Annotated in this window: 23 protein-coding genes; 14 read left to right on the forward strand and 9 right to left on the reverse strand. The window is 44.2% G+C overall.

Annotation, left to right across the window (positions count from 1 at the left end; genetic code table 11):
• Positions 1–33: 33 nt before the first annotated feature.
• Positions 34–519, reverse strand: coding sequence for a PIN domain-containing protein (locus AC3FZD_RS06360; RefSeq protein WP_488739320.1), 486 nt, complete (start codon positions 517–519; stop codon positions 34–36).
• A 12-nt stretch (positions 520–531) separates the two neighbouring features.
• The gene (locus AC3FZD_RS06365; RefSeq protein WP_488739321.1) at positions 532–804 is read right to left on the reverse strand and encodes a UPF0175 family protein; all 273 of its coding nucleotides are present in this window, start codon (positions 802–804) and stop codon (positions 532–534) included.
• A gap of 410 nt (positions 805–1,214) precedes the next feature.
• Here AC3FZD_RS06365 and AC3FZD_RS06370 point away from each other — a divergent pair, with 410 nt between their 5' ends.
• The 6 genes from AC3FZD_RS06370 to AC3FZD_RS06395 all read left to right on the forward strand — a co-directional run bounded on the left by AC3FZD_RS06370 (position 1,215) and on the right by AC3FZD_RS06395 (position 9,290).
• Positions 1,215–1,937, forward strand: a complete 723-nt coding sequence (locus tag AC3FZD_RS06370; RefSeq protein WP_488739322.1) for a Uma2 family endonuclease — start codon at positions 1,215–1,217, stop codon at positions 1,935–1,937.
• A 124-nt stretch (positions 1,938–2,061) separates the two neighbouring features.
• A complete protein-coding gene (locus AC3FZD_RS06375; RefSeq protein ID WP_488739323.1) occupies positions 2,062–2,589 on the forward strand; it encodes a hypothetical protein in 528 nt (175 codons plus the stop codon).
• A gap of 49 nt (positions 2,590–2,638) precedes the next feature.
• Positions 2,639–6,187 (forward strand): PAS domain S-box protein, encoded by a 3,549-nt coding sequence (locus tag AC3FZD_RS06380; protein ID WP_488739324.1) that lies wholly within the window; start codon positions 2,639–2,641, stop codon positions 6,185–6,187.
• The gene (locus AC3FZD_RS06385) at positions 6,177–7,334 is read left to right on the forward strand and encodes a hybrid sensor histidine kinase/response regulator (RefSeq protein ID WP_488739325.1); all 1,158 of its coding nucleotides are present in this window, start codon (positions 6,177–6,179) and stop codon (positions 7,332–7,334) included. Before AC3FZD_RS06380 ends, AC3FZD_RS06385 begins: the two co-directional genes overlap by 11 nt.
• Before the next feature lie 11 nt (positions 7,335–7,345).
• A complete protein-coding gene (locus AC3FZD_RS06390; protein WP_488739326.1) occupies positions 7,346–7,894 on the forward strand; it encodes a TRAP transporter small permease subunit in 549 nt (182 codons plus the stop codon).
• Between the two features lie 76 nt (positions 7,895–7,970).
• Positions 7,971–9,290 carry a TRAP transporter large permease gene (locus AC3FZD_RS06395; protein ID WP_488739327.1) on the forward strand — a complete coding sequence of 440 codons (1,320 nt, stop codon included), beginning with the start codon at positions 7,971–7,973 and terminating at the stop codon, positions 9,288–9,290.
• A gap of 13 nt (positions 9,291–9,303) precedes the next feature.
• Here AC3FZD_RS06395 and AC3FZD_RS06400 read toward each other — a convergent pair whose 3' ends face one another.
• A complete protein-coding gene (locus AC3FZD_RS06400; RefSeq protein ID WP_488739328.1) occupies positions 9,304–10,341 on the reverse strand; it encodes a YheT family hydrolase in 1,038 nt (345 codons plus the stop codon).
• Between the two features lie 217 nt (positions 10,342–10,558).
• Between AC3FZD_RS06400 and AC3FZD_RS06405 the strand changes: the two genes are divergently transcribed.
• The 3 genes from AC3FZD_RS06405 to AC3FZD_RS06415 all read left to right on the forward strand — a co-directional run bounded on the left by AC3FZD_RS06405 (position 10,559) and on the right by AC3FZD_RS06415 (position 12,674).
• Positions 10,559–11,512 (forward strand): methyltransferase domain-containing protein, encoded by a 954-nt coding sequence (locus tag AC3FZD_RS06405; RefSeq protein WP_488740284.1) that lies wholly within the window; start codon positions 10,559–10,561, stop codon positions 11,510–11,512.
• A gap of 105 nt (positions 11,513–11,617) precedes the next feature.
• Positions 11,618–12,325, forward strand: coding sequence for a PHP domain-containing protein (locus tag AC3FZD_RS06410; RefSeq protein ID WP_488739329.1), 708 nt, complete (start codon positions 11,618–11,620; stop codon positions 12,323–12,325).
• Positions 12,326–12,449: 124 nt separating this feature from the next.
• On the forward strand, positions 12,450–12,674 hold the full coding sequence (locus AC3FZD_RS06415; RefSeq protein WP_488739330.1) for a hypothetical protein: 225 nt from the start codon (positions 12,450–12,452) through the stop codon (positions 12,672–12,674).
• Positions 12,675–12,724: 50 nt separating this feature from the next.
• Here AC3FZD_RS06415 and AC3FZD_RS06420 read toward each other — a convergent pair whose 3' ends face one another.
• The 3 genes from AC3FZD_RS06420 to murJ are packed head-to-tail and all read right to left on the reverse strand — an operon-like array spanning position 12,725 to position 16,308.
• On the reverse strand, positions 12,725–13,288 hold the full coding sequence (locus AC3FZD_RS06420; RefSeq protein ID WP_488739331.1) for a hypothetical protein: 564 nt from the start codon (positions 13,286–13,288) through the stop codon (positions 12,725–12,727).
• Entirely contained in the window at positions 13,288–14,673 is a 1,386-nt protein-coding gene (locus tag AC3FZD_RS06425; protein WP_488739332.1) for an AAA family ATPase, read from the reverse strand. The genes AC3FZD_RS06420 and AC3FZD_RS06425 overlap by 1 nt, the downstream gene beginning before the upstream one ends.
• A gap of 21 nt (positions 14,674–14,694) precedes the next feature.
• On the reverse strand, positions 14,695–16,308 hold the full coding sequence (gene murJ, locus AC3FZD_RS06430; protein ID WP_488739333.1) for a murein biosynthesis integral membrane protein MurJ: 1,614 nt from the start codon (positions 16,306–16,308) through the stop codon (positions 14,695–14,697).
• Positions 16,309–16,493: 185 nt separating this feature from the next.
• On the opposite strand from murJ, the gene AC3FZD_RS06435 reads away from it, so the two are divergent.
• The 5 genes from AC3FZD_RS06435 (at position 16,494) to AC3FZD_RS06455 (ending at position 20,039) form a co-directional block, all read left to right on the forward strand.
• Positions 16,494–17,030, forward strand: a complete 537-nt coding sequence (locus tag AC3FZD_RS06435) for a DUF3172 domain-containing protein (protein WP_488739334.1) — start codon at positions 16,494–16,496, stop codon at positions 17,028–17,030.
• Positions 17,031–17,152: 122 nt separating this feature from the next.
• Positions 17,153–17,818 carry a TIGR00266 family protein gene (locus AC3FZD_RS06440; protein ID WP_488739335.1) on the forward strand — a complete coding sequence of 222 codons (666 nt, stop codon included), beginning with the start codon at positions 17,153–17,155 and terminating at the stop codon, positions 17,816–17,818.
• A gap of 5 nt (positions 17,819–17,823) precedes the next feature.
• Entirely contained in the window at positions 17,824–18,504 is a 681-nt protein-coding gene (locus tag AC3FZD_RS06445; protein WP_488739336.1) for a TIGR00266 family protein, read from the forward strand.
• 39 nt (positions 18,505–18,543) lie between these two features.
• On the forward strand, positions 18,544–19,242 hold the full coding sequence (locus AC3FZD_RS06450; RefSeq protein WP_488739337.1) for a TIGR00266 family protein: 699 nt from the start codon (positions 18,544–18,546) through the stop codon (positions 19,240–19,242).
• Between the two features lie 11 nt (positions 19,243–19,253).
• Positions 19,254–20,039: a M48 family metallopeptidase gene (locus AC3FZD_RS06455; RefSeq protein ID WP_488739338.1), complete on the forward strand. Its 786-nt coding sequence runs from the start codon at positions 19,254–19,256 to the stop codon at positions 20,037–20,039.
• Between the two features lie 3 nt (positions 20,040–20,042).
• Here the strand turns inward: AC3FZD_RS06455 and recJ are convergent, their stop codons facing one another.
• The 3 genes from recJ to AC3FZD_RS06470 all read right to left on the reverse strand — a co-directional run bounded on the left by recJ (position 20,043) and on the right by AC3FZD_RS06470 (position 23,803).
• Entirely contained in the window at positions 20,043–22,349 is a 2,307-nt protein-coding gene (gene recJ / locus AC3FZD_RS06460; protein WP_488739339.1) for a single-stranded-DNA-specific exonuclease RecJ, read from the reverse strand.
• Positions 22,350–22,466: 117 nt separating this feature from the next.
• The gene (locus AC3FZD_RS06465; protein WP_488739340.1) at positions 22,467–22,634 is read right to left on the reverse strand and encodes a hypothetical protein; all 168 of its coding nucleotides are present in this window, start codon (positions 22,632–22,634) and stop codon (positions 22,467–22,469) included.
• Positions 22,634–23,803, reverse strand: a complete 1,170-nt coding sequence (locus AC3FZD_RS06470; protein ID WP_488739341.1) for a hypothetical protein — start codon at positions 23,801–23,803, stop codon at positions 22,634–22,636. The genes AC3FZD_RS06465 and AC3FZD_RS06470 overlap by 1 nt, the downstream gene beginning before the upstream one ends.
• Positions 23,804–23,807 lie beyond the last annotated feature (4 nt).

Raw genomic sequence — 23,807 nt, forward strand, 5'->3', positions numbered from 1 at the left:
GCCAGAATTCCTAGTATAGCCTGTTCCCCGACCCTATATTTCTTGGGCCAAAGTTAAAACTTTTTCATAGAGATGATCTGAAATCCTTGTACCCCGATCTTGCATCCGGTCTAGAACATCTTTAACATTAGGGATCAGGCCCCGGCGCTTTGCCAAAAGCAAAACACCCATGGTTCCAATTAAGGGTAACTTTCGTTCTAGTGCCACTCGTCTAGCTGCCCGTTCATCAATCAGTAATTGATCCGCTTTAGTTTCTTCAGCTAAGGCGATCGCTTCTGACTCTCCTAAGTCTAAATGAAAAGATGCCTGTAACTCATCTACAAGCTCGTGATTGTTTACAGTAACCACTTGTAGCCACAACAAATCCTGTACTTGTTGCGCTACTGGATGATCTCCCACAAGCAACTCATTAAAAACGCCCTGGGGAATCATCAGTTTCCCAAAGAGTTCAGGTAATAAATATAAATAATTGACCTTAGCTAATTCACTAAGAGAAGTAGTATCTGAAACAATAATCATCGATCAAATTGATTAATTTAACCTTAACTCAGCTTGCTCCACTTCCTGGCGTAATTCCTGTAAATCTTGTGAATCATCAAAGATAGAAATCCCCCATTTATGCATTCGATCGATCATCTCTAAGCGGGAAATGCCCAGGATTTTTGCAGCCCGTCCGCTACTCATTTCTCCAACTTCTAAAAGCGCCATTACATAACCTTCCTTTGCTCTCTCCATGGCTCTCTGGCGGACTTTCTCCGAAAGCTCAATATTGGCTAATTGCTCATCTAAAAAGGTGAAAACCATAAGTGATAATTTGGCGATCTATACTATATAATATAGGGTTTCCGATGGATTTCCGCAAGCAGGCATGGATATAATATCAAATCTAAAAGAGAATGCTACATACAGCAGTTTTCGCTGCTATGCGGTACATTTCGATCCCCCCAACCCCCCTTAAAAAAGGGGGCAGTCAAAGTCCCCCTTTTTAAGGGGGATTTAGGGAGATCTTTTCCGACTGTACCTCATTACCGCGCGAAGCGCTGTATCAATCTACAACACCTGTATATGTAGGGGCGAGCGGCCGTTTTCGGCTGTCGCCGACATGAAACGCTTCGCGACATGAATGCCCCTACTATATCTCTTAAGGATTTTATATAAACAGACAAGAGCTTGTAGAGTACGATAAAATCAAGAGAAACTCACCCAGTAAACTTATGCTGCTTAAATACTCTTCTATAGATTACTTACCCTCGGCTAAAGATTTACCGGACTCGGATGAAACTCCTGTGGATAACGAACTGCAAGATTTAATTCCCACGCTCCTCAAAGCTATGCTGGCCTTAATTTGGTCGGAGCGCATGGATTGGTTTTTTGGGGTGGATATGGGAATATACACTGACCCCAAGAAACCGGCAATTGTCCCAGATGGCTTTTTGAGTATTGGTGTACCGAGAATTATTGATGAAGGTTTACGCTTATCCTATGTTCTTTGGGAAGAAGAACAAGTGCCGAAGTTAGTGTTAGAAGTGGTCTTGCAAACGAGAAGAGGAGAATATAACGAGAAAAAAGAAGAATATGCGCGATTGGGAGTTTTATATTATGCGATCTATAATCCCTTGCGGCAAAAGAAACCGAGATTAGAAGTTTATCAGCTTGAGGGAGGTGCATATCGATTATTATCTGGGGAACCGGTCTGGTTAGAGCAGCTCAATTTAGGCATTGGTAGAGCGGAGGGAACGTATCAAGGGATAAAGAGAGAATGGCTCTATTGGTATGATCAGAAGGGCGATCGCTACCTAACTCCAGAGGAAAGAGCCGATCGCCAACAACAAAGAGCCGATCGCGCAGAAGCACTTGTTGAGGAAAAAGATCGCACCATTCAACAGCTCAGAGAACGTCTGACGCAACTGGGTATCGATCCAGATACTCTAAGTTAAAGATGTCCCCCCATCCCCCCACCCTTTACTCTTTGTTAAGACAAATTCCGATCGTATGGGCAGGTTGCATAATGTCGGTTAATCTAAAAAGAGCAGAGCGGCTCTCTCTTAGGCATGTTACACAATGTCCCCTAATCTATCTGGTCGTAAACCTAAATTTAAACGCCGTCCCCACTTGGCGATCGCCGTGCTTCCCGATATCGATGCAGCGTTTGCTGCTTACCGATTACTCTATAGCCAAGGTGTATCCCCCGAATACTTAGCCATTGTGGGGCGAGAATTTAATCCTCCCGAATGGGTAGGATTATATCAACCCATGAAGATTATCTTCGCTAAGGCCTATCGACTGGGGCTGCTCTCAGCTTTAGCCGGGAGTGCGATCGCTGCGGTGCTACTCTGGATTTTAAAGCTAGAAATCCCCGATTTCGATCACCTAGAATGGGGCTTAATGATTCTATCGGCCGGACTCATGAGTGGCCTATGTGGCAGTCTCGTTGGGGCGCTTATTGGCTTTTTTGGTGAAGGCAATACCTCTAGTATTTATCGCCATCACCTGCAACAGGGACGATATCTACTGATGATTGAAGGGCCAGAACATATGGTCAGGCGCTCCAAAGAAGTATTAAGTCAATATTCGACTTCTCCTTACTAAGCAATGGAAAAGGATCGATTGGTGATCCTCCGATACTAGCATTGAGTCCATGACAATTGCGATTAATGCCATGCTTCGCCTTAAGCAACAGTTTCATCGACTTCTGCAAACTGTACCCCTAGGAGTGGCCTTAATTGTGCCTTTTGTCCTGCAAATTATGGTAGCTGTGGGCTTAACTGGATATTTGTCCTTATACCATGGCCAAACAGCCGTGGAAAATGTCACCCATCGCTTACAAGCATCAATTAGTACCCATATAGACGAGCATTTGGCTCAAATTCTTTCTATTCCCGATCGCATTAATCAAGTCAATGCTAGGGCTATTACCTGGGGGGAGATCGATCCGAGCAACTTTGAGCAGTTGAGCCAAACCTTTCAGAAACAACTCCAGTTATTACCTAGTGTGAGTGAAATTCGCTTTGCCAATCCGGAAGGGGAATGGGTGGCCTTGCGCTGTCGAACGGATAACCCGACTACCTTAGAAATGGAGATCGCCTCCTCCGAGACAGGGGGGGAACTGCATATTTATTCCCTAGAGCCAGGAAAGCATAGCTCATTGCTGCGATCGCTCCCCAACCCCGATCCCCGTAAATCCTCTTGGTATCAAGAAGCGACCCGCAATGCCATCCTCTACAGGGATTCTACCCAGCCTTGGACTGACCCCTATCTCTCCAAGAGTGGGGAGATAAGTATTGATGCTGCCCTACCGATCTACAATCGCCACCAAACCCTGACCGGTGTACTTTCGGCCTCTATCTGGCTCTCCCCAATTCAGGAATTTGTAGCCAACTTGGACAGTCGTCTCGACGGGCACATCCTCATCCTCAGTGACACCCACGAGATCGTTGTTCCTGCTTTAACTGCCCTGGGATCAACCTATCCCCTGATTGATAGAGCTGGGGACTATCTCAAAGCCTATTTAGACCAGCATTCTCCAGTACAAGCCGCCACTCAACTCCAAGTTAATCTGCTAGATACCTCGTACATGGTTTACTTGAGTCCCCTCAGCCATCATCAAGACTTAAATTGGCTGATTGCGATCCTTGTCCCCAAAGATACGGTTATGCAGGATATTCAGCAAGGACGCAACAGGATCTTGATCTTAGGTTTGATAGCTTTGATCGCTGCAACTGGAGTGGGTTTACTCACCAGTTACCACATTATCCACCCCATTCGCCAACTCTCAGAAGTGGCGATCGCCCTTTCTGAGGGAAACTGGGAGCGCACGGCTAATCCTTGGTACAATCGCACCGATGCCTTGGGTAACTTAGCTTTAGCTTTTGAGCGAATGCGCTATCAGCTTAAGCGCTCCCATCGCCAACTGCAAAGCTATTCTCGGTCTTTAGAAGCGAAAATCCAAGCCAGAACGGAAGAACTCGAACAAGAAATCCGGGAAAGGCAAACAGTGGAAATAGCTTTACGAGAATCAGAAGAAAAATTTTCTAAAGCCTTTCGTCGGACTCCCCACCCCATTACAATTACTCGTTTAGCGGATGGGAAACATCTGGAAGTTAGTGATAGTTTTTTGAAGTTAACCGGCTATACCAATCAAGAAGTAATTGGTAGCACAGCCTTAGAGTTAAATCTTTGGGTTGATGTGGAAGAAAGAATGCAATTGTTTAACCTGATTCAGGATAAACAACAGGTAAAAAATTATGAATTCACCTATCGAACTAAAGCGGGAGAATATCGGATCGCTCTGCTTTCCTCCGATGTGATTACGGTGAATGGAGAAGTTTGTTTACTTTCGGTGACCACAGATATTACCGATCGCAAACACCTAGAGGAAGAATTGCTGCGATCGCAAGATTTTCTTGATAGCATCATCGATCATATTCCTCTAGCTATTTATACCAAGGATATTACCCAGGATTTCCGATATCTGATTTGGAATCAAGCCAGCGAAGATATTTTTGGACTATCGAGCGATCGCGTCATTGGTAAAACCGATGCCCAAATCTATACCCTAGAGCAAGCGGCCCGATGCAGTGCCTATGACCTACAAGCCGTGCAACAAGGAAAACTCTTAGAGATTGCCGAGCATCCCTTTCAATCCCTAACGCGGGGTAAAATTCTCCTGAGAACCCTGAAATTACCCCTCTATAACCGCCAGGGAGAGGCAACCCATTTACTCTGTATTTCTGAAGATATTAGTGCCCGGAAACAGGCAGAAACAGCCCTACAACAGGCTAAAGAAGCGGCGGAAATGGCGAACCGGGCAAAAAGTGAATTTTTAGCCAATATGAGCCATGAATTACGCACACCCCTAAATGCAATTTTGGGCTTTAGTCAACTGATGGCCAACGATCCTAAATTTGCGGATGGAGCCTCAGAGCTGAACATAATTAACCGCAGTGGCGAACATTTACTGGATTTGATTAATGATATTTTAGAAATGTCTAAAATAGAAGCGGGTCGGATTATGTTTCAATCCTCTGCTTTCGATTTATATCAATTATTGCAAACCTTGGAAGGGATGTTACATATCCGGGCGACTTCTAAAGGCTTAACCTTGACCTTCGATCGCCCCCCAGATTTAGTGCAATATATCCAAACCGATGAACAAAAATTGCGCCAAGTGTTAATTAATCTCTTGGGAAATGCGATTAAATTTACGGAGCAAGGAGCAGTTGAATTACGCATATCCCAGGTACGAGAAGATCCGAAAATTCGCTTAAAGTTTGCGGTTGAAGATACCGGAATTGGCATTGCCAAAGAGGAGTTAGAGCAATTGTTTAATCCCTTTGTACAAACGGAGTCCGGAAGGCGATCGCACCAAGGGACAGGCTTAGGGCTGTCAATTAGCCAAAAATTTGTCCAACTGATGGGGGGGGAAATTAAAGTCCAGAGCATTCTCGGTCAAGGGAGTTGTTTTGAATTTGAAATTGAGGCTACCCTAGCCAGGGCAGAGGATATAGAACCGGTCATTCTCCGCAATCGAGTCATCGGTTTAGCCCCTGGACAACCTCAATATCGGATGCTCATTGTTGATGATATCCCGGAAAATCGGCTGTTATTGGTGCGTTTATTACAGCCTTTAGCCTTCGAGATTACGGAAGCGAAAACGGGAGAAGAGGCGATCGCCCTTTGGCAATGGCATCATCCCCATCTGATCTGGATGGATATCCGGATGTCGGGTATGGATGGATACGAAGCTACCCGTCAAATTCGGGAGTTAGAACATCAAGCCGCCTTACCCCACAAAACCATTATAATTGCCCTGACTGCCAGCGCCTTTTCCCAAAAACGGGAGCTAGTCTTTGCTGCCGGATGCGATGACTTCATTGCCAAACCCTTTCAGGAAGAAACCATTTGGAATACCTTAGCTAAACATTTACATCTAGAGTATGTTTATGAGGAAGCCTTAGAGCCAATAGAGAGTGCTGAATCATTTACCCTGACACCCGATCGGCTTAAAATAATGCCATCAGAGTGGATTGAGGCTGTTCATCAATCAGCCTTAAGTGGAGATGATGAGAGAATTAAACAACTCATTGCCCAAATTCCTCCCCATCACCAAGCTTTAATCAAAACTCTGTCTGATTGGGTGCATCATTTCCATTTCCATAGTTTGGTGACATTAACGGATGAACAGTAAGGTTCTCGCCGATTTATTAATTGTGGACGATACGCCTAACAATTTGCGCTTGTTATCGTCGATGCTCACAGAAAAAGGCTATAAAGTGCGTAAGGCAGTTGATGGAAAAGGAGCGCTCAAAGCCATTGAAGTAGCGAAACCGGATTTAATTTTATTGGATATTCGGATGCCAGAAATGGATGGCTATCAGGTGTGTCAGATTCTGAAAGCGGATGCCCGTACCCAAGATATTCCGGTAATTTTTATTAGTGCCTTAGATGAGACGGTGGATAAGGTGCGGGCGTTTAATGTGGGAGGAGTGGATTATATTACCAAACCCTTTCAAGCGCCGGAGGTGTTGGCAAGGGTTGCCAATCATTTACAAATTCATCAATTGCAGCAGCAATTAGAGGCGCAAAATACTCAGTTGCAAGGGGAAATTGTGGAACGGCAAAAGGCGGAGGCAGGTTTGAAGGTTTTGTTACATGCGGTTTCCCATGATTTGCGAAATCCGGTGACGGGGATGTTGATGGTGTTTAAGAATTTGTTGAAACGGGATTCGTTTACGCTGACGCGCTCGATGGTGGAGCGGATGGCGGATAGTTGCGATCGCCAGCTCAACTTAATTAATTCTTTGCTGGAAACCCAGCGTAGCGAAATTTGGGGGGTGTTGCTCAAGTGTGAATCCTTGTCTTTACTGGCTTTAATGGAGCAGTTAGCGGCAGATTGGGAACCCCTGTTGAGCCAAAATCAGGCCAGTTTAGAGTATCAGTTCCCGCCTAGTTTACCTCTAATTCATGGCGATCGCCAGCAACTCTGGCGGGTGTTTGAAAATTTGTTCGCCAATGCCCTCAAGCATAATCCCCCTGGTTTAAAGCTTACAGTCGGGGTTACCGTGGAGGGAGATGTTGTCCGGTGTACTGTGGGTGATAATGGTACAGGGATGAGTCCTCGACAATGTGAAACCTTGTTTCAACCCTATACGAGGGGCGATCGGGAAAAACGCAAAAGTGGACTAGGATTAGGATTGTATTTATGTTCGCAAATTATTCATGCCCATGGGGGTGAAATTGGTGTGGATAGTGTGCAGAATCAAGGGACACAGTTCTGGTTTACTTTGCCGATTGAAGTCCAAACTTTGGATCGGAGTTCATCATCAATCATCTAGGGTAAGAGTGCATGGAATTCTTATTGGGTCTATCTCGGAAAATCGATCGCTTAAATGAAAGGATCGGCACAGCCACCTATTGGTTGACCTTAGCCATGGTGGGGGTTGGGGCTTGGAATGTGTTTGGGCGCTATGTGGGCCGGGCGATCGGTCAAAATCTTAGCTCCAATGCCCTTCTAGAAATTCAATGGTATCTTTTTGATCTGATGTTTCTTTTGGGTGCAGCCTATACCCTGAAACATAACAATCATGTCCGAGTAGATGTGATTCAAAGTCGCTTAAATGCTAAACAAAAAGCCTGGATTGATTTAGTCTGTTCCCTATTTTTTCTAATTCCGTTTTGTCTGATGATTCTTTTTTATTCTAGTGGAGCGGTGGTCAATTCCTGGCAACTCTTGGAAAATTCCCCCGATCCGGGCGGTTTGGTGCGCTATCCCATTAAAACGATGATCTTGGTTAGTTTTTGTTTGCTGATATTACAAGGTATTTCTGAAGCAATTAAAAACTTAGATTTTGTCTTGAATCACTCGAAAAAAAATGAAGAAACTTCTAGTGATTAATGGGGACGGATTACCCATGAGCCATGACCAGCCCATTTAATGATAGGGTAGTCACATTCCGTTTTCGTCATCTCCCATGGATTGGCTTGGCCCCTTAATGTTTGTCGGAGCGCTGTTTCTGCTGGCGATCGGCTATCCGGTGGCTTTTTCCCTCGGCGCTACTGCTCTTTTGTTTACCCTCATCGGTATAGCGGTGGGGACGTTTGATCCGATCTTTTGGTCAGCAATGCCAGAGCAAATTTTTGGCATCATGAATAATTTTACTTTGCTGGCGATTCCCTATTTTATTTTTATCGGCTCAATGCTGGAAAAGTCCGGTATTGCTGAGAATCTTCTGGAAACCATGGGGATTTTGTTTGGGAAAGTGCGGGGAGGTTTGGCGATCGCCGTTATCCTCGTCGGAGCGCTCCTGGCTGCAACTACCGGAGTCGTGGCCGCTACCGTCGTCGCCATGGGGTTAATTTCTTTACCCACAATGCTGCGTTATGGGTATAATCACGCCCTGGCTGCGGGAGTGATTACCGCATCGGGAACCCTGGGACAAATCATCCCCCCTAGTGTCGTTTTGGTGGTACTCGGAGACCAATTAGGGGTATCGGTTGGCGATTTATTTTTGGGGTCGGTCATTCCGGGTTTGATGATGACTGCCGCCTTTTTAATTCATGTATTAGTCATTGCATCAATCCGTCCCGATCTAGCTCCACCCCTACCTGCTGAAGTCCGCCAAGCGCCAGGCTTAGGGATGCGGATTATTAAAGTAATGATCCCGCCTATTTTACTGATTTTCATCATTTTGGGCAGTATCTTCTTTGGCATCGCCACCCCAACAGAAGCCGGTGCAGTGGGCTGTTTAGGGGCGATCGCCTTAGCCTATGGTAACAGGCAACTTACCTGGACTAGCTTGCGAGAAGTCTGTGATGTTACCTTACGCACCACTTGCATGGTGGTGTTTATCTTAATCGGCTCCAAAGCCTTTAGTCTAGTCTTTCGCGGTTTAGGGGGAGAGCGTCTAGTCCGGGAATGGTTTACCAATTTACCCGGAGGCGCGATCGGATTTCTCATCATCAGTATGGCGATCGTCTTTATCCTGGGCTTCTTTATCGACTTCTTTGAAATTGTCTTTATCGTCGTGCCCATGTTTGTGCCCATCGCCCAACAATTTAACCTAGATTTAGTTTGGTTTGGCGTGGTTTTAGGCGCAAATATGCAAACCTCCTTCCTCACCCCTCCCTTTGGCTTTGCCCTCTTCTATTTGCGCGGTGTTGCTCCCCCAGAAGTGCGAACCGAGGAGATTTACCAGGGGGCCATTCCCTTCATTATCCTGCAATTAGTTGTCATGGTCTTATTAATTATTTTTCCCGGTATTGTCAGCTTTTTACCTTCCTTGAAGCTGTAAGTAGTGGTATTTTTCAGGTGTAACTCTGTACAAGCATTTCGCAAAAGTCGAGTAATCGATTCATCCCCCAAAATCGATCTTCTGAAGGGTTAAGTTTGTTAATGTGACTGATATGACCACCTTTTTCCGTAAGGATGAGATGAGCATTGGAGTTTTGAGCCATGCGCTGTTTCATTTGGGGGATGATTTGCGGATCGAAAAGGGGATCGTCTTGGGCATAAATAATTAAATAGGGAAGGGTAAGCTGGTCTAAAAAGTACAGAGCGCTGGTTTGGTGATAATAGTCTTCGACGCTCTGAAAACCGTAGTAGTCGATGACCATTTCGCGATCGCACTCACTGACTGAAGTCATTCGTTCTAGAGCGCCCGGTTTTAAGCTACGGGAAAAGTGTGCTATCCGTTTTTCAGCTTCAGCGCGGAATTTTCGAGTAAAGCTCTGCTCAAACTTCTGACCTGCTGACGAAGTTTGCAAATGAGCTAAGGAAAGCTTGGATTCTAGATGAGTTGAGAGGGTGGATGCACCGCAGATGAGAGAGCAACGGGTTGCCATGGCTGCTTTTAATCCCCATAAAGCCAATTGTCCCCCCATGGACATACCCGTGAGTATGACTGGGGTAGGGCAACCCAGGGCGATCAGTTGTTCCGCCAGATGGACTTGATCTTGTCCTTCTCGCCAACCGTAGGAGTGGGGGACGGGGGAGAGGGGGGTGGTTTTGCCATGACCTCGCCAGTCATAGAGGAGAATGGCAAAGTGATGCTGATAGGCTTTGTGACCCAATAGATTGGCATACCACTCGTTGCTAACGATACCGTTGATCCCGGTATTGAAGATTAGAGTTCCTTTAGCATCGGGGGGACAACTCCATATTCCCCAGAGAGGAACGCCTTCAGCGCCGGTGAAAATCTGTTCTTGCCAAGGGACTTGAGGGAGATGGCTTAACCAGGGAGCGCGATCGCCCCACCATTTCCAGGTTTTTCCATAAAAGTATTGTGTAGCTACAGTTTGGAATACACCATTTTTAAAATAGAAGGGAGGTTGGTATGGAATCACTATAATCCTTCTCTTCAAAATAAAAGAGGAAAGCTTGGGTAGATCGCATCATGTCTGAGCTGAGAGAGCGATCACCGCCCTCAAAGCTAACGGAGCAGTGGATACTAATCTAGTCTAAAATAGGACAGATTAAGCGATCTCCATCGAGTCAACACAAGAGAAAAGCAAAGATTTAATGAATATCTGGTATTTAACAGGGGGGGCAATCCTGGGTGTAATGGCGATCGCCATTATCCTCTATCTCGTCACTGCCCGTCCCTATCAGTCCTCCGCCTCCGTTGCTAACTCCTACGACCAATGGACAGAGGAAGGGATCTTAGAATTCTATTGGGGCGAACATATCCATTTAGGTCATTATGGTTCCCCTCCAGAGCGCAAAAACTTCCTCACCGCTAAAGTTGATTTTGTCCATGAAATGGTGCGTTGGGGCGGCTTAGATACCCTACCCCCCAAGACCACCGTTTTAGATGTCGGTTGTGGGATTGGCGGCAGTAGCCGGATCTTAGCCCAAGATTACCACTTTGAGGTCACCGGCATTACCATCAGCCCCCAACAAGTCCAACGGGCCCAAGAATTAACCCCAGAAGGAGTCAGCGCCCAATTTGCCATTGATGATGCCATGGCCCTCTCCTTCCCCGATGCCAGTTTTGATGTCGTCTGGTCAATTGAAGCCGGGCCCCATATGCCCGACAAAGCCATTTTTGCCCAAGAACTGCTCCGAGTCCTCAAACCAGGGGGAATTTTAGTCGTTGCCGACTGGAATCAACGGGATGACCGCCAAATTCCCCTGAATGGGGTAGAGCGGGCGATTATGAAGCAACTCTTAGATCAGTGGTCTCATCCGGCATTTTCGAGTATTGAAGGCTTTGCCGAACTGCTAGAAGCGACCGGATATAGCCAAGGAGAAGTGATGACCGAGGATTGGACTCAAGCCACCCTTCCCTCCTGGCTCGATTCCATTTGGCAAGGGGTGGCTCGACCGGAAGGGCTAATCAAATTTGGCTTACCCGGTTTGATTAAATCCTTACGAGAAGTGCCCACCCTGTTGCTGATGCGGGTGGCTTTTGGTACGGGTTTATGTCGGTTTGGGATGTTTCGCGCCATTCGGGGAAATGACCCAACCCATCTCCAGAACTTTCAATCTACTCAGGTCAGTACAATTGCCTCTTAGCCCTACTTATGATTCTCATGACTCTTCTGAATAGAGGAATAGATGTTACATAAGTTCAAAATTGGCTATAGTAGACAACAAGAGTTTATCTTGAGATTGAGAAAGATGACGATCAATCTAGCTCCAGCTCCAACCCCATCAAACCAGGTTGGAGAACAGGAGGAAGCGCGGGCCCTCAGAGAAGTATTCGCACAAGTTGATGAAAGGAGTTGTCCCAATTCCTATAATTTTCATATGCATAGTCAGTTTTCTGATGGGAGATTACGCCCGGAAGAGATTATTGACCAGGCGATCGCCATAGGATTGAAAGGACTGGCCATCACCGATCACCATAGTGTTAGCGGTTATAAAGTAGCCCAGAACTGGCTCAATCATAGCAATCTCAGGGCGAAATCCTCCCTGCACCTCTGGAGTGGTGTAGAAATCAATGCCTATTTGTCGAAAACGGAAGTTCACATTCTCGGCTATGGCTTTAATCCGGATCATTCCGCCTTAGCCGCCTATCTTCAAGGCCATGCGGTTAAGGGAGAAGCCTATCAAGCTTCAGCCGTGATTGATGCTATCCATCAAGCGGGGGGTTTAGCGGTTTTGGCTCATCCTGCTCGATATCGTTATCCAGCTACTGAACTCATTCCTGAAGCGGTTTATTTGGGAATTGATGGGGTAGAAACCTATTATGCTTACAATAATCCCAGTCCTTGGACACCGAGTCCCAAACAAACAGAGCAAGTACGGCAATTGGGAGAGTTCTATAACTTGCTGCATACTTGTGGCACAGATACCCATGGTGAGAATATCCAGAAGCGATTGTAATGGTAGCAGATCAAGATGATTGATTTGAGTTAATCCGCAAGGGGAGAATTGAACAGCGATGAATAAGCTTCCTAAGAGGTATATTAATGCTTAGAGCGCCATTACGGATATTTGCTTTAAATCCATGAAATTGCAAGAATTGATTGATTCAATCGAACAATTGTCTATTGAAGATCAAGATGATTTATTTGAGTTAATCCGCAAGCGGAGAATTGAACAGCGACGCTTAGAAATTGCGGCTCATGCTGAAATGCTGAAGCAAGAATTTGAGGAAGGAACCGCTAAACGAGGAACGGTGGACGATCTGATTGCTGATTTACTTGAGGATGATGGAGATTGTCTGGAGTAGTAGCTTTAAGAGAGCGTTTAAGAAATTGGCTAAGACACAACCTCAATTATTCAAGGTTGATCAATAAGCTTCCTAAATGGAACTTGCTGACAACCTGATAAACAGAGCATATTTTCTGGGCGATCGTGAATTTTAGTATTTTTCTTATTGACAGTAGGTTTTTTAGCTATTTTAATATCTTTTATGCTGACAAATCGGTATTCATAATTCACTAAAAAGTCACTTTTATTAAAGAATATTTTTCCAATTTCCTGGAAGTAATGCACTAATGCTTGTCCCCCTTGAAGTTGCTGAATAATGCCCTTATTATTTGGATTCCCAGCTTTAAGTTCTATCAGAACGATAAACTTACCATAATCTCCATCAGTAATAATTGCAAAATCACCTCGTTTACAGATCCCTCGATCGTCCTTGAAAAAATTTCTCATATCTGGAAACCGATCGATTGCGATCGCTATCGTTTCTGGATTAACACCAGTAATTTTTACCTCATAGTCTGCTCCATGACTTTCTTTCAAAGTTAGTGACTTTTTGTTATGTTGTCCGGTTAATGATATTTGAGCAGATTCGACTATTATCTGACTTAAAATATTTAAATCTTCAGAAACATACACTATTCATCTCTCCAGAGAATAGCATCTTGAATCCGATTCATAGTGTCAATTGTTTTATCAAAACTGGTCACTTCAATTCCTAATTCTTGAGTGATTTTTGCCGGAGTTAAAGTATACTCCTTAGTTCGCCGTTGTTTACCTTCCACTTTGATCGACGCTTTTTCAGCAACATAAACCTTAATTTTATCTGCTGATAACAGTTCTTTTGGTGAATATCCTTCATCTTCAGCTAATTGTTTTAAGTAAGGAGAATCTTGATTTAACATAATCAATGTATTGAGTTCTTTGATCAGATAATCGCTGTGAGTTGTAATGAACACTTTGATGCCAATATTCGCAAGTCTAGCAAATAGACGCGCCATTTTACGTTGATTTTCAGGATGAAGATTTAATTCAGGTTCATCAATCATTAAAATATCATTCGGTTGGGCAATGTGTTTTAGATAAAAACCAATATCTAGCAATGCTCTAACCGAACTCGAACTTTCATCCATGGAAAGATTCAAGCGTTTATTTTTAGGACGGTAATACAGTTCATCATTGGTTGTCACTTGATAATCTCCACCAATGATATCTTTGAAGTATGTTAAGAGTTCTGGATATTGATAAGCAATCCAACTTTTGCGTTTAGCAATTAATTCAATGTTACGGGTAAACTCAACATTTTTCTTCACGGGTAGTGCATAATCATCATAACCTTTTAACAGGAGATCAAAGGGATTAATATCTTGACTACTTTGAGCCAGTTCTTCTAGCAGTCGATTGCGAGAAAAGTTTAATTCTTTGCGAAATATAGCGGTTCCTGTTCGCTCAACACTGGCAATAAATGGATTAGGAAATAAAGGTTCAATTAAAATATCCTTGAGTGAACTATCAATCACTCTAATCAGAATTTCTCTAACCATTTCAAATAGATTTGGATCGAATAACAAAGCAATGCTGAGTTCATTACTATCTGATTCCCTGGAAACCAAAAATAATTCATTTGTACTTAATTCCACTTGTCTTTTGTATTCTTGACGAAGAAGATTTTGGTTGAAGTTAACCTCCATTGACAAATCAGTTTCTTCAAAGTGTTCTGGTAGAGCAGCAAAAATAGTATGTAATTTGCTAGTATAGTTATGGGAAATTCTATTGAGTATGCCGGCTAAGTCTTCAATATATCGATCAAGCTTTATGACTACAACACCATTGTTGAGTAGTTCTTCTATTTTTTCGGAAGGTACTTGAAATGCAAAATAATTTCTCCAAGATGCTAAAAAACCAAATAAAGCATAAGTAGCATAACTTTTCCCCGTATTATTTTCTCCACAAATAATTGTGATATCTCCTAGAGAAAATTCTGCTTGCTTCAATATGCCTAAGTTTTTAATTTTTACTTTCATATTATGCACTCTACCAAAATACTACCGTCCTAATTTTTGGCGGATTCGAGCGATAAAGGATTGGGTTTCCGGTAACTTCAAGGGGAGACACAAGAGTACAAAAATACCTAAACCGATGCCTCCGGAAATGGAGAGTTGCAGGAGATGGAAGAGGAAACTGGGGGTTGTCCAGAGTTGTTCTAAGGTGTCGTTGATGAACCATGCAAGAGCGGAGGCGATCGCACTCACTCCCGTTAAGCTCAGTATCGGAACCATCCATTTTTGCCAGTGTAAACCCTGAAGCTTTTGATCTAGCAAAACAATCATCGCTACCATAGAAAATAGGTTAACGCCCACTGTGGCTAACACTAAACCCGGTGCGCCAAAGGATTGAATTAATACATAGTCTAATACCCCATTCAACACAATACTAATCAGACTAATCCGAAAAGGGGTTTGGCCATCTCCGAGGGCATAAAAGACACGCACCAATACATCTCGCCCCAAGTAAGCAAACATACCAACGCCATAGGCCACCAGTAAACTAGAGACAAACTGGGAGGCTTGCTGGTTAAAGGCTCCGCGCTCGTACACCACCCGGACGATCGGATCACTGAGGGCAATCATTAACCCCCCTAGCGGTAACATGCTTAGGGCTGTCAGAATCATCCCTTGGCGGATGCGCTGCTTCAGTTCCGGCCAATTTTCCGGTTCCGTGAGTCGGGAAAATACGGGTAATAAGGGAACCAAAAGCATATTCGAGAGAATACCCAGAGGCGTTTGCACCAGTAATCCCGCATATCCCAAAGCTGAGGCGGTTTGGGGGATGAAGGAGGCAAAAAACAGATCAGTGTAGACGTTAATTTGCATCATGCCCGAAGACAGGGTAGCCGGGCCCAGTACCCGCAACACCTGACCGACTCCCGGTTGGCGAAACTGAAACCTCAGTCGCAAAGTTCCCAAACCCGATCGCCATTGCACCACCAGTTGCGCTAACCATTGGATTGCCGCACCTGCTAGGGTTCCCCAAGCCAGCACTTGCCCTCCGATGCGGGCATATTCGGGGTTGATGATATCAGAGCCTAATTGTAGGAAGAGAGCGCCTAAACTGGCTAAAATGGTCAAGCTAGAGAACAGGGGGCTAATGGAGGGGAGAAAATACTGATCGCCCGCATTTAATGTGCCAAATCCAATACCAATCCATCCTGCCAGGAGTGCCAGGGGAGCCATGATCCGCAGTTGCTCTACGGCGATCGCCTGAATTTCCAAGCCTTCTGGAGTCCCTCCCAGTCCCGGAGCCACCAAATCGATCAGGGGGGCGGCTGCTATCATCAGAAAGAGGGTAACGGGCAGTAAAATTAAGCTGATTAATGTAGTAATTGTTTCTACTAACGGCGCAGCCTCTTCCGGTTTGCGCTTGGCTAAAGCACTGACAATGGCGCTATGAAACGGGCCATTAATTCCCCCTAGGAGGATCAGCAGGAAACCGGGAATTACATAGGCATAAGTATAAGCATCTACCGCCACTCCAACTCCGAAAGCAGCCGCGATCGCCTGTTGGCGGACTAAACCCGCCACTTTACTGACTAAGGTGGCGATCGCCACTAACCCCGCAATTCCCGCTAAAGAGCGAGATGATTTAGAAGATTCTGACACAATGAATGATTAACCATTAAAAATTAAAAATTTGGGTGGAGTCGCACGATAGCCCCCAGTATACAAGAAGAGTCACCGTCTTAGGTTGAGGGGATTGGTGGGCAATCTATGAAGAAACTCGTCATACTAAACTGGAGAGGGAATTAACTCCACTTCTAGCTTTCCTGTGTGCTAACCTAAAATCTATGACTCGAACCAGCTCAAGACGAAAATCAACCGGTAATTTCGGCTCTAAATCTTCCCCGTTTAACTATACGCTGGCGGCTTTAATGGGGGGGATCTTTGTTCTGGGGATCGGGATTGGGATCGCCTTTAGTTCCACCACCACCCTATCGCCGGAAAATGTAGCTTCCCGTGATTTTATCGATCGCAGTGCCCCTGATCCGGAATTATGCGTGAAATATGGAGCCAGTGCGATGGTGATGGATACTCGGCTCTTTGTTACCTTAAACCCCTTTAGCGTCTATATCTCTCAACCCGCAATGCAACCAGGATGTGTACTGAGGCGCAATAACTGGGTGGTTTTGGAGCAGCGTAACCTTCTGCCCCGTGATAAGTTTAATGATTGTAAAAATCGCATGAATACCTTTGCTTACACCGGCAGCATTGAGAGTAACCCCAAAGTTAACTGTGTCTATCAAAATGATAGTGCTGAAAACTTCTTCCTCAGTCAGCCAGGGTTAAATCCCGGAGGAACTGCCCCAGAGAGCGATCGCTTTTAATGGGTTTTTAATTACAGTGAGTAACAGAAACTTAAAGCAAACCTAAAAAAAATCACCTCTAACCCAGAAAATATGCTACCCCTGTCAGTAAATCAAGATGATCTGACAGGGGTTAAAACATTGTGTCCTATGAAATTCGCTATAAACCTGCATTTGCGGCTGTTTTTGTCACCCTGAAGCCTGGAGAACAAATCATCGCTGAAGCAGGAGCGATGACGAGTATGGATGGGGGGTTATCCATGAAAACTGAGTTTTCTGGGGGCTTCTTTTCTGCCTTAGTGCGACACTTTTTGGGGGGAGAATCCCTATTTGTGAATCGCTTTCAAAATAATACCCAAAAACCCTTAACTGTTGTATTTACTCAATCCTTAATTGGCGATATTGAATGTGTAGAATTAACCGGTAATGCCTTATGTTTACAACCAGGGGCTTATATTGCCAGCACGACTAACATTCAATTAGGAGTACGTTGGGCAGGGTTAGCCAGTTGGTTTGCTGGAGAGGGATTATTTAAATTGAAAGTGAGTGGTAATGGAAAAGTCTTTTTTGGTGCATATGGTGGCATCACTCAACAGAGTGTGTCGGGAGAATTTATTGTTGATAATAGCCATTTAGTTGCCTACAGTCCCAATATTAAAATGAGTATTGGTTTATCTGGGGGAATTTTTAGCTCGATCGCTTCTGGTGAAGGATTTGTGAATCGTCTAAAAGGAAAAGGTGTCATTTATTTGCAATCGAGAAGTATTAGTGGTTTAGTTGGTTTTTTACGTCCCAAGGTACGCAATTAAAGATTATGGATATTGAACTGCTGAAACAGCCGGATAGTGCGATCGCCAAAATCACTCTCAGCACGGGCGAAGAATTAGTCGCACAAGCTGGCGCAATGGTTGCCATGAGCGGCTTTATCAACTCTAGTACCACCCTGCGCCAAGGCAAAGGGGGCGGCATTATGGGAGGATTCAAGCGCATGTTAGGGGGTGAATCTCTCTTTTTAAGTGTGTTTCGTTCTCCTATACCCAAGGGGGAAATTTTCCTGTCTCCTAAACTCATGGGAGATCTGATGGTTTACGAAATGACCGGACAGGAATTAGTGGTACAAGCTGCCTCCTATTTAGCTTGTGCCTCTGATGTAATAATTGACCTAGGTTTTGAAGGCTTAAAATCTTTCTTTTCTGGTGAATCGATTTTTTGGCTAAAAATATCAGGAGTCGGCCCCGTAATTCTCACTTCATTTGGTGGAATTTATGAGATTGAGGTCAATGGCGAGTATATTGTTGATACGGGGCATATTGTCGCCTTTGAACGCAGTTTAAATTTTGAAATTGGTAAAGCCAATTCTAGTTGGTTGGGTGCATTTTTTGGCGGTGAAGGCTTTATTTGTCGATTCAAAGGCAAGGGAAAAGTGTACTGCCAAACCCATAATCCAGGCAGCTTTGGCTTTACCATTGGTTCTCGACTCCCTGAGCGTCAATAGTCCATAAATTGAAAAAACGATAGTAGGTGAGTGAATTTTATGTCACAATTGAGTTATCAAATTGACCATTCCCCCGCTTATGCTTCCCTGGTGCTAAATTTACGACCCCAACAAAAGGTATTAGTAGAAGCCTCCGCTATGGCGGCGATGGATACCAGTATTACCATGCAGTCGAAAATGAAGGGCGGTATGCTCAAAAGTGTGGGCAGAATGTTCGGGGGTGAGTCTCTCTTTATGAATGAATTTACTGCCCAAAAACAAGCGGGATCGTTATATATTTCTCCGGGAGTGCCAGGGGATATTGAATATTATGCTCTGGATGGCCGTAAGGGATTAATGGTGCAATCTTCTGGGTTTGTGGCTTGTAGCGATACGGTGGAGATTGATACGAAATTTCAAGGGGTAAAAGGATTTTTCAGTGGGGAATCTTTATTCCTATTGCGAGCTAGTGGAAGGGGTGATTTTTGGTTTAGTTCCTATGGGGCAATTATCGAGATTCCAGTAGCAGGAGATTATGTGGTTGATACAGGTTATGTGGTTGCTTTTGAAGACACTTTGCAGTATAATGTAGAGATGATTGGTGGCTTGAGTTTTAAGAGTTTGAAAACCGGAATATTAGGAGGAGAAGGTCTGGTTTGTCGCTTTAGTGGTCAAGGGCGATTATGGATTCAAACCCGTGGCATTTATCCTTTACTGAACTTTTTATATCCATTTCGTCCGGTTAAAAGTAGTAGTTAGAAGAGTTAACGATGAGCGATCGCAATCCAACTACCAGTAACCGTCAGTTATTGATTCTCGCGGGCCTATTTGTGCTGGCGATCGCCCTTACCATTTGGGGAGGATTGGCACTTGCTGATTTCGCTATTACCCAAATCCCCGTTAGCATGGAACAAAAGCTTGGTGCTGTCATTGTTCCCGTCTATGAGCAGCAAGCGGAAGACTCTGTAGAGCAAGACACCCTCAACCAATTGCTCGATAGACTAGAAAGCCATTTAGAGGATGGCGATCGCAACTATCGGGTATTGTATATCAATGAACCCACCGTCAATGCGATCGCCATTCCCGGAGATGTAGTCGTCATCTTTCAAGGACTCCTGGAAAACGTCGAATCCGAAAACGAACTGATGATGATTCTCAGCCATGAATTAGGCCATTTTATCCATCGCGATCACTTAAAACAGTTAGGACGTACCCTAGTTTTACGTCTGGCTATTTCAACCCTTTTTGGTAATCTCGATTGGCTCAATAATACCAGCACTTGGTTCATTGCCATTAGCAATTCTCGGTATTCCCAATCCCAGGAAACTCAAGCCGATCGCTTTGGTCTTACCCTACTCTATCAAACCTATGGTCATGTCGCTGGGGCGACCGACTTTTTCAGTCGTTTAAGCCAAAATTCTCATCAGAATTGGGATTTTCTAGCAACCCATCCTGCACCCCAAAAACGAGTTCATGCTTTAGAAAAAGAAATTGAAGCAAAGGGTTATCCTCTTCAGGAAAAACAACCCTTACCTTCAGCACTCCAACTGCGGTAAATATTAAACCAATCTCGATCTTTCCAGCGTTTCTAAGGAGATTTGGGCAAAATATTGGCGGCGAAACTGTTCTTCTTGCACCGCAGCAATAAAGGTATAGATAAGATCGACTTCAGATCCCTTTTGCATTGGATAATAGGTAATTTGCCAACCCGATTCTTGCGCTTCAAGTTTAAATCCCAGTTGAGATAAGGCAGTTAAACCTAATTGTAAAGCGGTTGCCGTCACTTGCAGTTGATTTTGGAGAAAATCCAGAGTAATTAACTGTTGTGTTCGACTTAAATATTTGGCGATTCCCACTAATTTTTTCCAGGTTTCGATCGGGGGAATTGGGGTAAAAGATTCATAGCCGATCGCCACGGGTTTACGTTGTTGATTGGCTTGCCCTAACGCTTCTTCCAGTTCTTGCCAACTGACCGGATTTGTGGTAATAACCCAAGGATCGGACTCAGCAATTTTCGCTGGATCATCAAGCTTTTGAGTGCGCCAATCTAGAATAGGGAAGCGTTCCGTTTTAGAGGTGGCTAAGTCTTGTTTTTCAGCAGCAACTACATCAATAATCCGCACATGATATTTTTGTTCCTTATTGAAATCTAACTCCACCACCGCATGGCACTGACCAGGGGGGAGATCTTCTTGATAATGACCCCACCATAATCCGGGAATGCCGCGATCGCTGCTGGAGTCAGTTAAGATAAAGTGGGTTTTAATATATTTAACTTTCTTGCCTTTAGTATCTTCAATATTTTTATTAAACTTATTCGTAAACCAACAATTTTTAATCAAAATACGCGGAACCGGGTTACCCATACCACAGGGTTCTAAATATTTGAGTTCTTCAAACAGTTCTTTTCCTAAATCAGCCACAGTTAATTGCAGGTCAATATCGAGACTGGGGGCACGATGAGCAGAAGCTAAGGTACGATTGAGTTCTTGATTAATGCCTTCCGTAAACAGGGGCAAATTTTCTAGGGGTAAGCTCAAACCTGCGGCGAAGGGATGACCGCCAAAACGATGGAGTAAAGAGGATTGGCTATTCACCAATTGATAGAGGTCAATATTGGCAACGGAACGGGCCGATCCTTGGGCAAATTTAGAGCCAGATTCACTGCTTAATAGGATCGTGGGTTTATGGTATTCTTGGGCAATTTGCGAGGCAACTAAACCGAGTACACCGACGGGCCATTCAGGTTTATGGAGAACGATCGCTTGGGTAGTGGAGAGGTCTAATTGGGAGACTTCAAAGATAGCATCTTGAGCTACAGTTTGCTGAATTTCCTTACGCCGAGTATTAGCAAGTTCGGCAGATTCGGCTAAGGAGTGACAGGTTTTTAGGTCTCGGTTGGTGAGCAGTTGTACGCAAAAACTAGCATCGCCATAAATGCGACTGACGGCGTTAATTCTAGGGCCAATGCCAAAGGAAATATCGGTGGGGCGATCGCCAGTTTTGCGGCATAAATCCAGTAAACGTCCAATTCCAGGACGACGACGCGCTTCAGGAGGACGCTGATAATCCTGCTGTAAACGCTCGATTCCCCGTTGGGCTAAATAGCGACAATCTCCTTTAAGCTGGACTAAATCAGCAATTAATCCAATTGCCACTAAATCCAGTAACTCATCTAAGGGCGCTTGGGGAATTTCAGGAAACGCTTGATACAGAGCCTCCACCAGTTTATACGCCACTGCCACCCCGGATAAATGGAAGAGGGGATGATCTTCAGCCAGATAGCGGGGGTTAATGATGGCAACCCCTGGGGGGCGGCGATCGGGGAGGGTGTGATGATCGGTAATAATGATATCAATGCCCAAACTTTGGGCTAACTCCACTTCCGCTAAATTCGTGCTGCCCGTATCGCAAGTAACAATCAGTTGGGTTCCTTGCTCTGCCAATCGTTCAATTCCAGCAGCATTTAAGCCATGGGATTCGGTTAAGCGATTGGGAATATAATAATCTAAATCAGAAGCTGGAAAAAACTGACCCAAGCCATCTAATAAAACCGCCGTAGAGGTGACTCCATCGGCATCAAAATCACCCCAAATCGTGACTTTTTCCCGTTCTTTTCTTGCTTTTTCTAACCGAGAAACCGCTTGTGGCATTTCTGCGCCAAATTCAAACGGGCTAGTGGGGGTATACTGCCCAGCAGACAAGAAACAGGCTAAGGTTTCCCGGTCTTGAATTCCCCTCTGCCACAAAATTTGCCCTAGGCGATCGCCTCGGCACAATTCAGGCACAAATCGAGCAATTTCCGCCTCAAACCAGTTGGGAAGACGAACTTCAGGAGCAAGTTGCCAAGTTACGGTCGGTTTCATTTCCCTATTCTAAATAAGTATTGAGGTCTTCAATAACACGGGTGAGTTCTGCTTCTATACTGATCCGGAGGCGATCGCTCTTTACCGTCACCAACACCTTAATCTATTTTGATCGCTTTAATAAAGTATAATTCCCAATTCATCGAACAGTATCGAGTGATCCTCTAAATCAGATAAACTAACGATCTGATTAAACTCTTCTACTCTTGCCAGAGGATACTTGAGCATTACTTGGTGATATAAAGTTCCTCGTTGGTTAAAGATATCGGGGTAAGATTTAAACATTATTTTTTTGATTTTTTGCCACTTGTTTTCCAGGAATGAGGAATATTTTTTTGAACCAAATCTAGGATACGATTCTTCAAAATAGAGATTCTCAAAACATTAACCCAATCCCCAGAAATTTGATTGATTTCAATCTGTTCAAGTAAATCTTCAATAGCATCTAATGCTGAACCTCTAACTTTAAGATTAATAATTTGCCCGTTAGTCACATCCTGCTCAAAACAAGGAGGTAATCCATAACCTAAAGCCCGAAAATTTAAAATATTGCGAATGCATTTTTCACACCGGCAACAGTTACGATCCTTTTGTTCACCTTGCCAACAAACCCTTAAGTTAGTTAAGGCCTCATCCCACTCAAGCATTTGTTGAATTTTTTCTAAACGAACAAATTTGGCTCCATCATGGACAATCGCTAAAGATTGACTAGAGAGTAAAGAATCCGTTAAAGGATTAGAACCATAGGGTAAGGTTATGTTTTTATAGCAATAGGAAGCAGGAATCATACCCATATTATAGCCCCTATTGATCAAATGTAAGCAAGAAGCAATCGCCGCGCCAAAAACATCTTCCCAATCCAGTTTAATCACCTTACGGAAATTCGTCGCCATAGGAATCAAGTCCATACCTAAACTTGACAGCATCATTTGGGATTTTTGAGCAGCACGAGAGAAAATATCCTCTTGCTCTACAGGAATATCGAAACCATGAACCATTAAACCTGCCTTCAAATTTCGCTTTTGTCTTCCACACTCTCCTCGATGATGACGAAAAGCAGTAAAACAGCTATCCACGCCTCCAGAAAATACACTAATCCCTTGTTCTGTTTCTAATTTTTTTTCTAGCTCCCGTTCAATTTCAGCATCAATCTGGATGATCTGATATTGTTTCGGTTTCCATGAAGACCATGCAATTTGAAACTCTTCTAAATTCCTTAGCAAAGATGGAGAAACTTGTCCATGTACCTTGACATCTGTTCCTTTATGCATTGCTAGAAAAAGGCTGGCGACTACAAATGGATCGCAATTTAAAGTTACAATAGGGCGATAAATTGCCGGAATCCGATACCAAAGGTGCTGTCGGTTCTGTTCGGGACTTTCAATCGTCACTCCTAGAGTTAAATTACCCCGATCTTCTACGATGTCTTCTTGCCAGATATAAGTTTTAGCCATAAGA

The organism is Roseofilum sp. KMC-1, assembly GCF_057802075.1.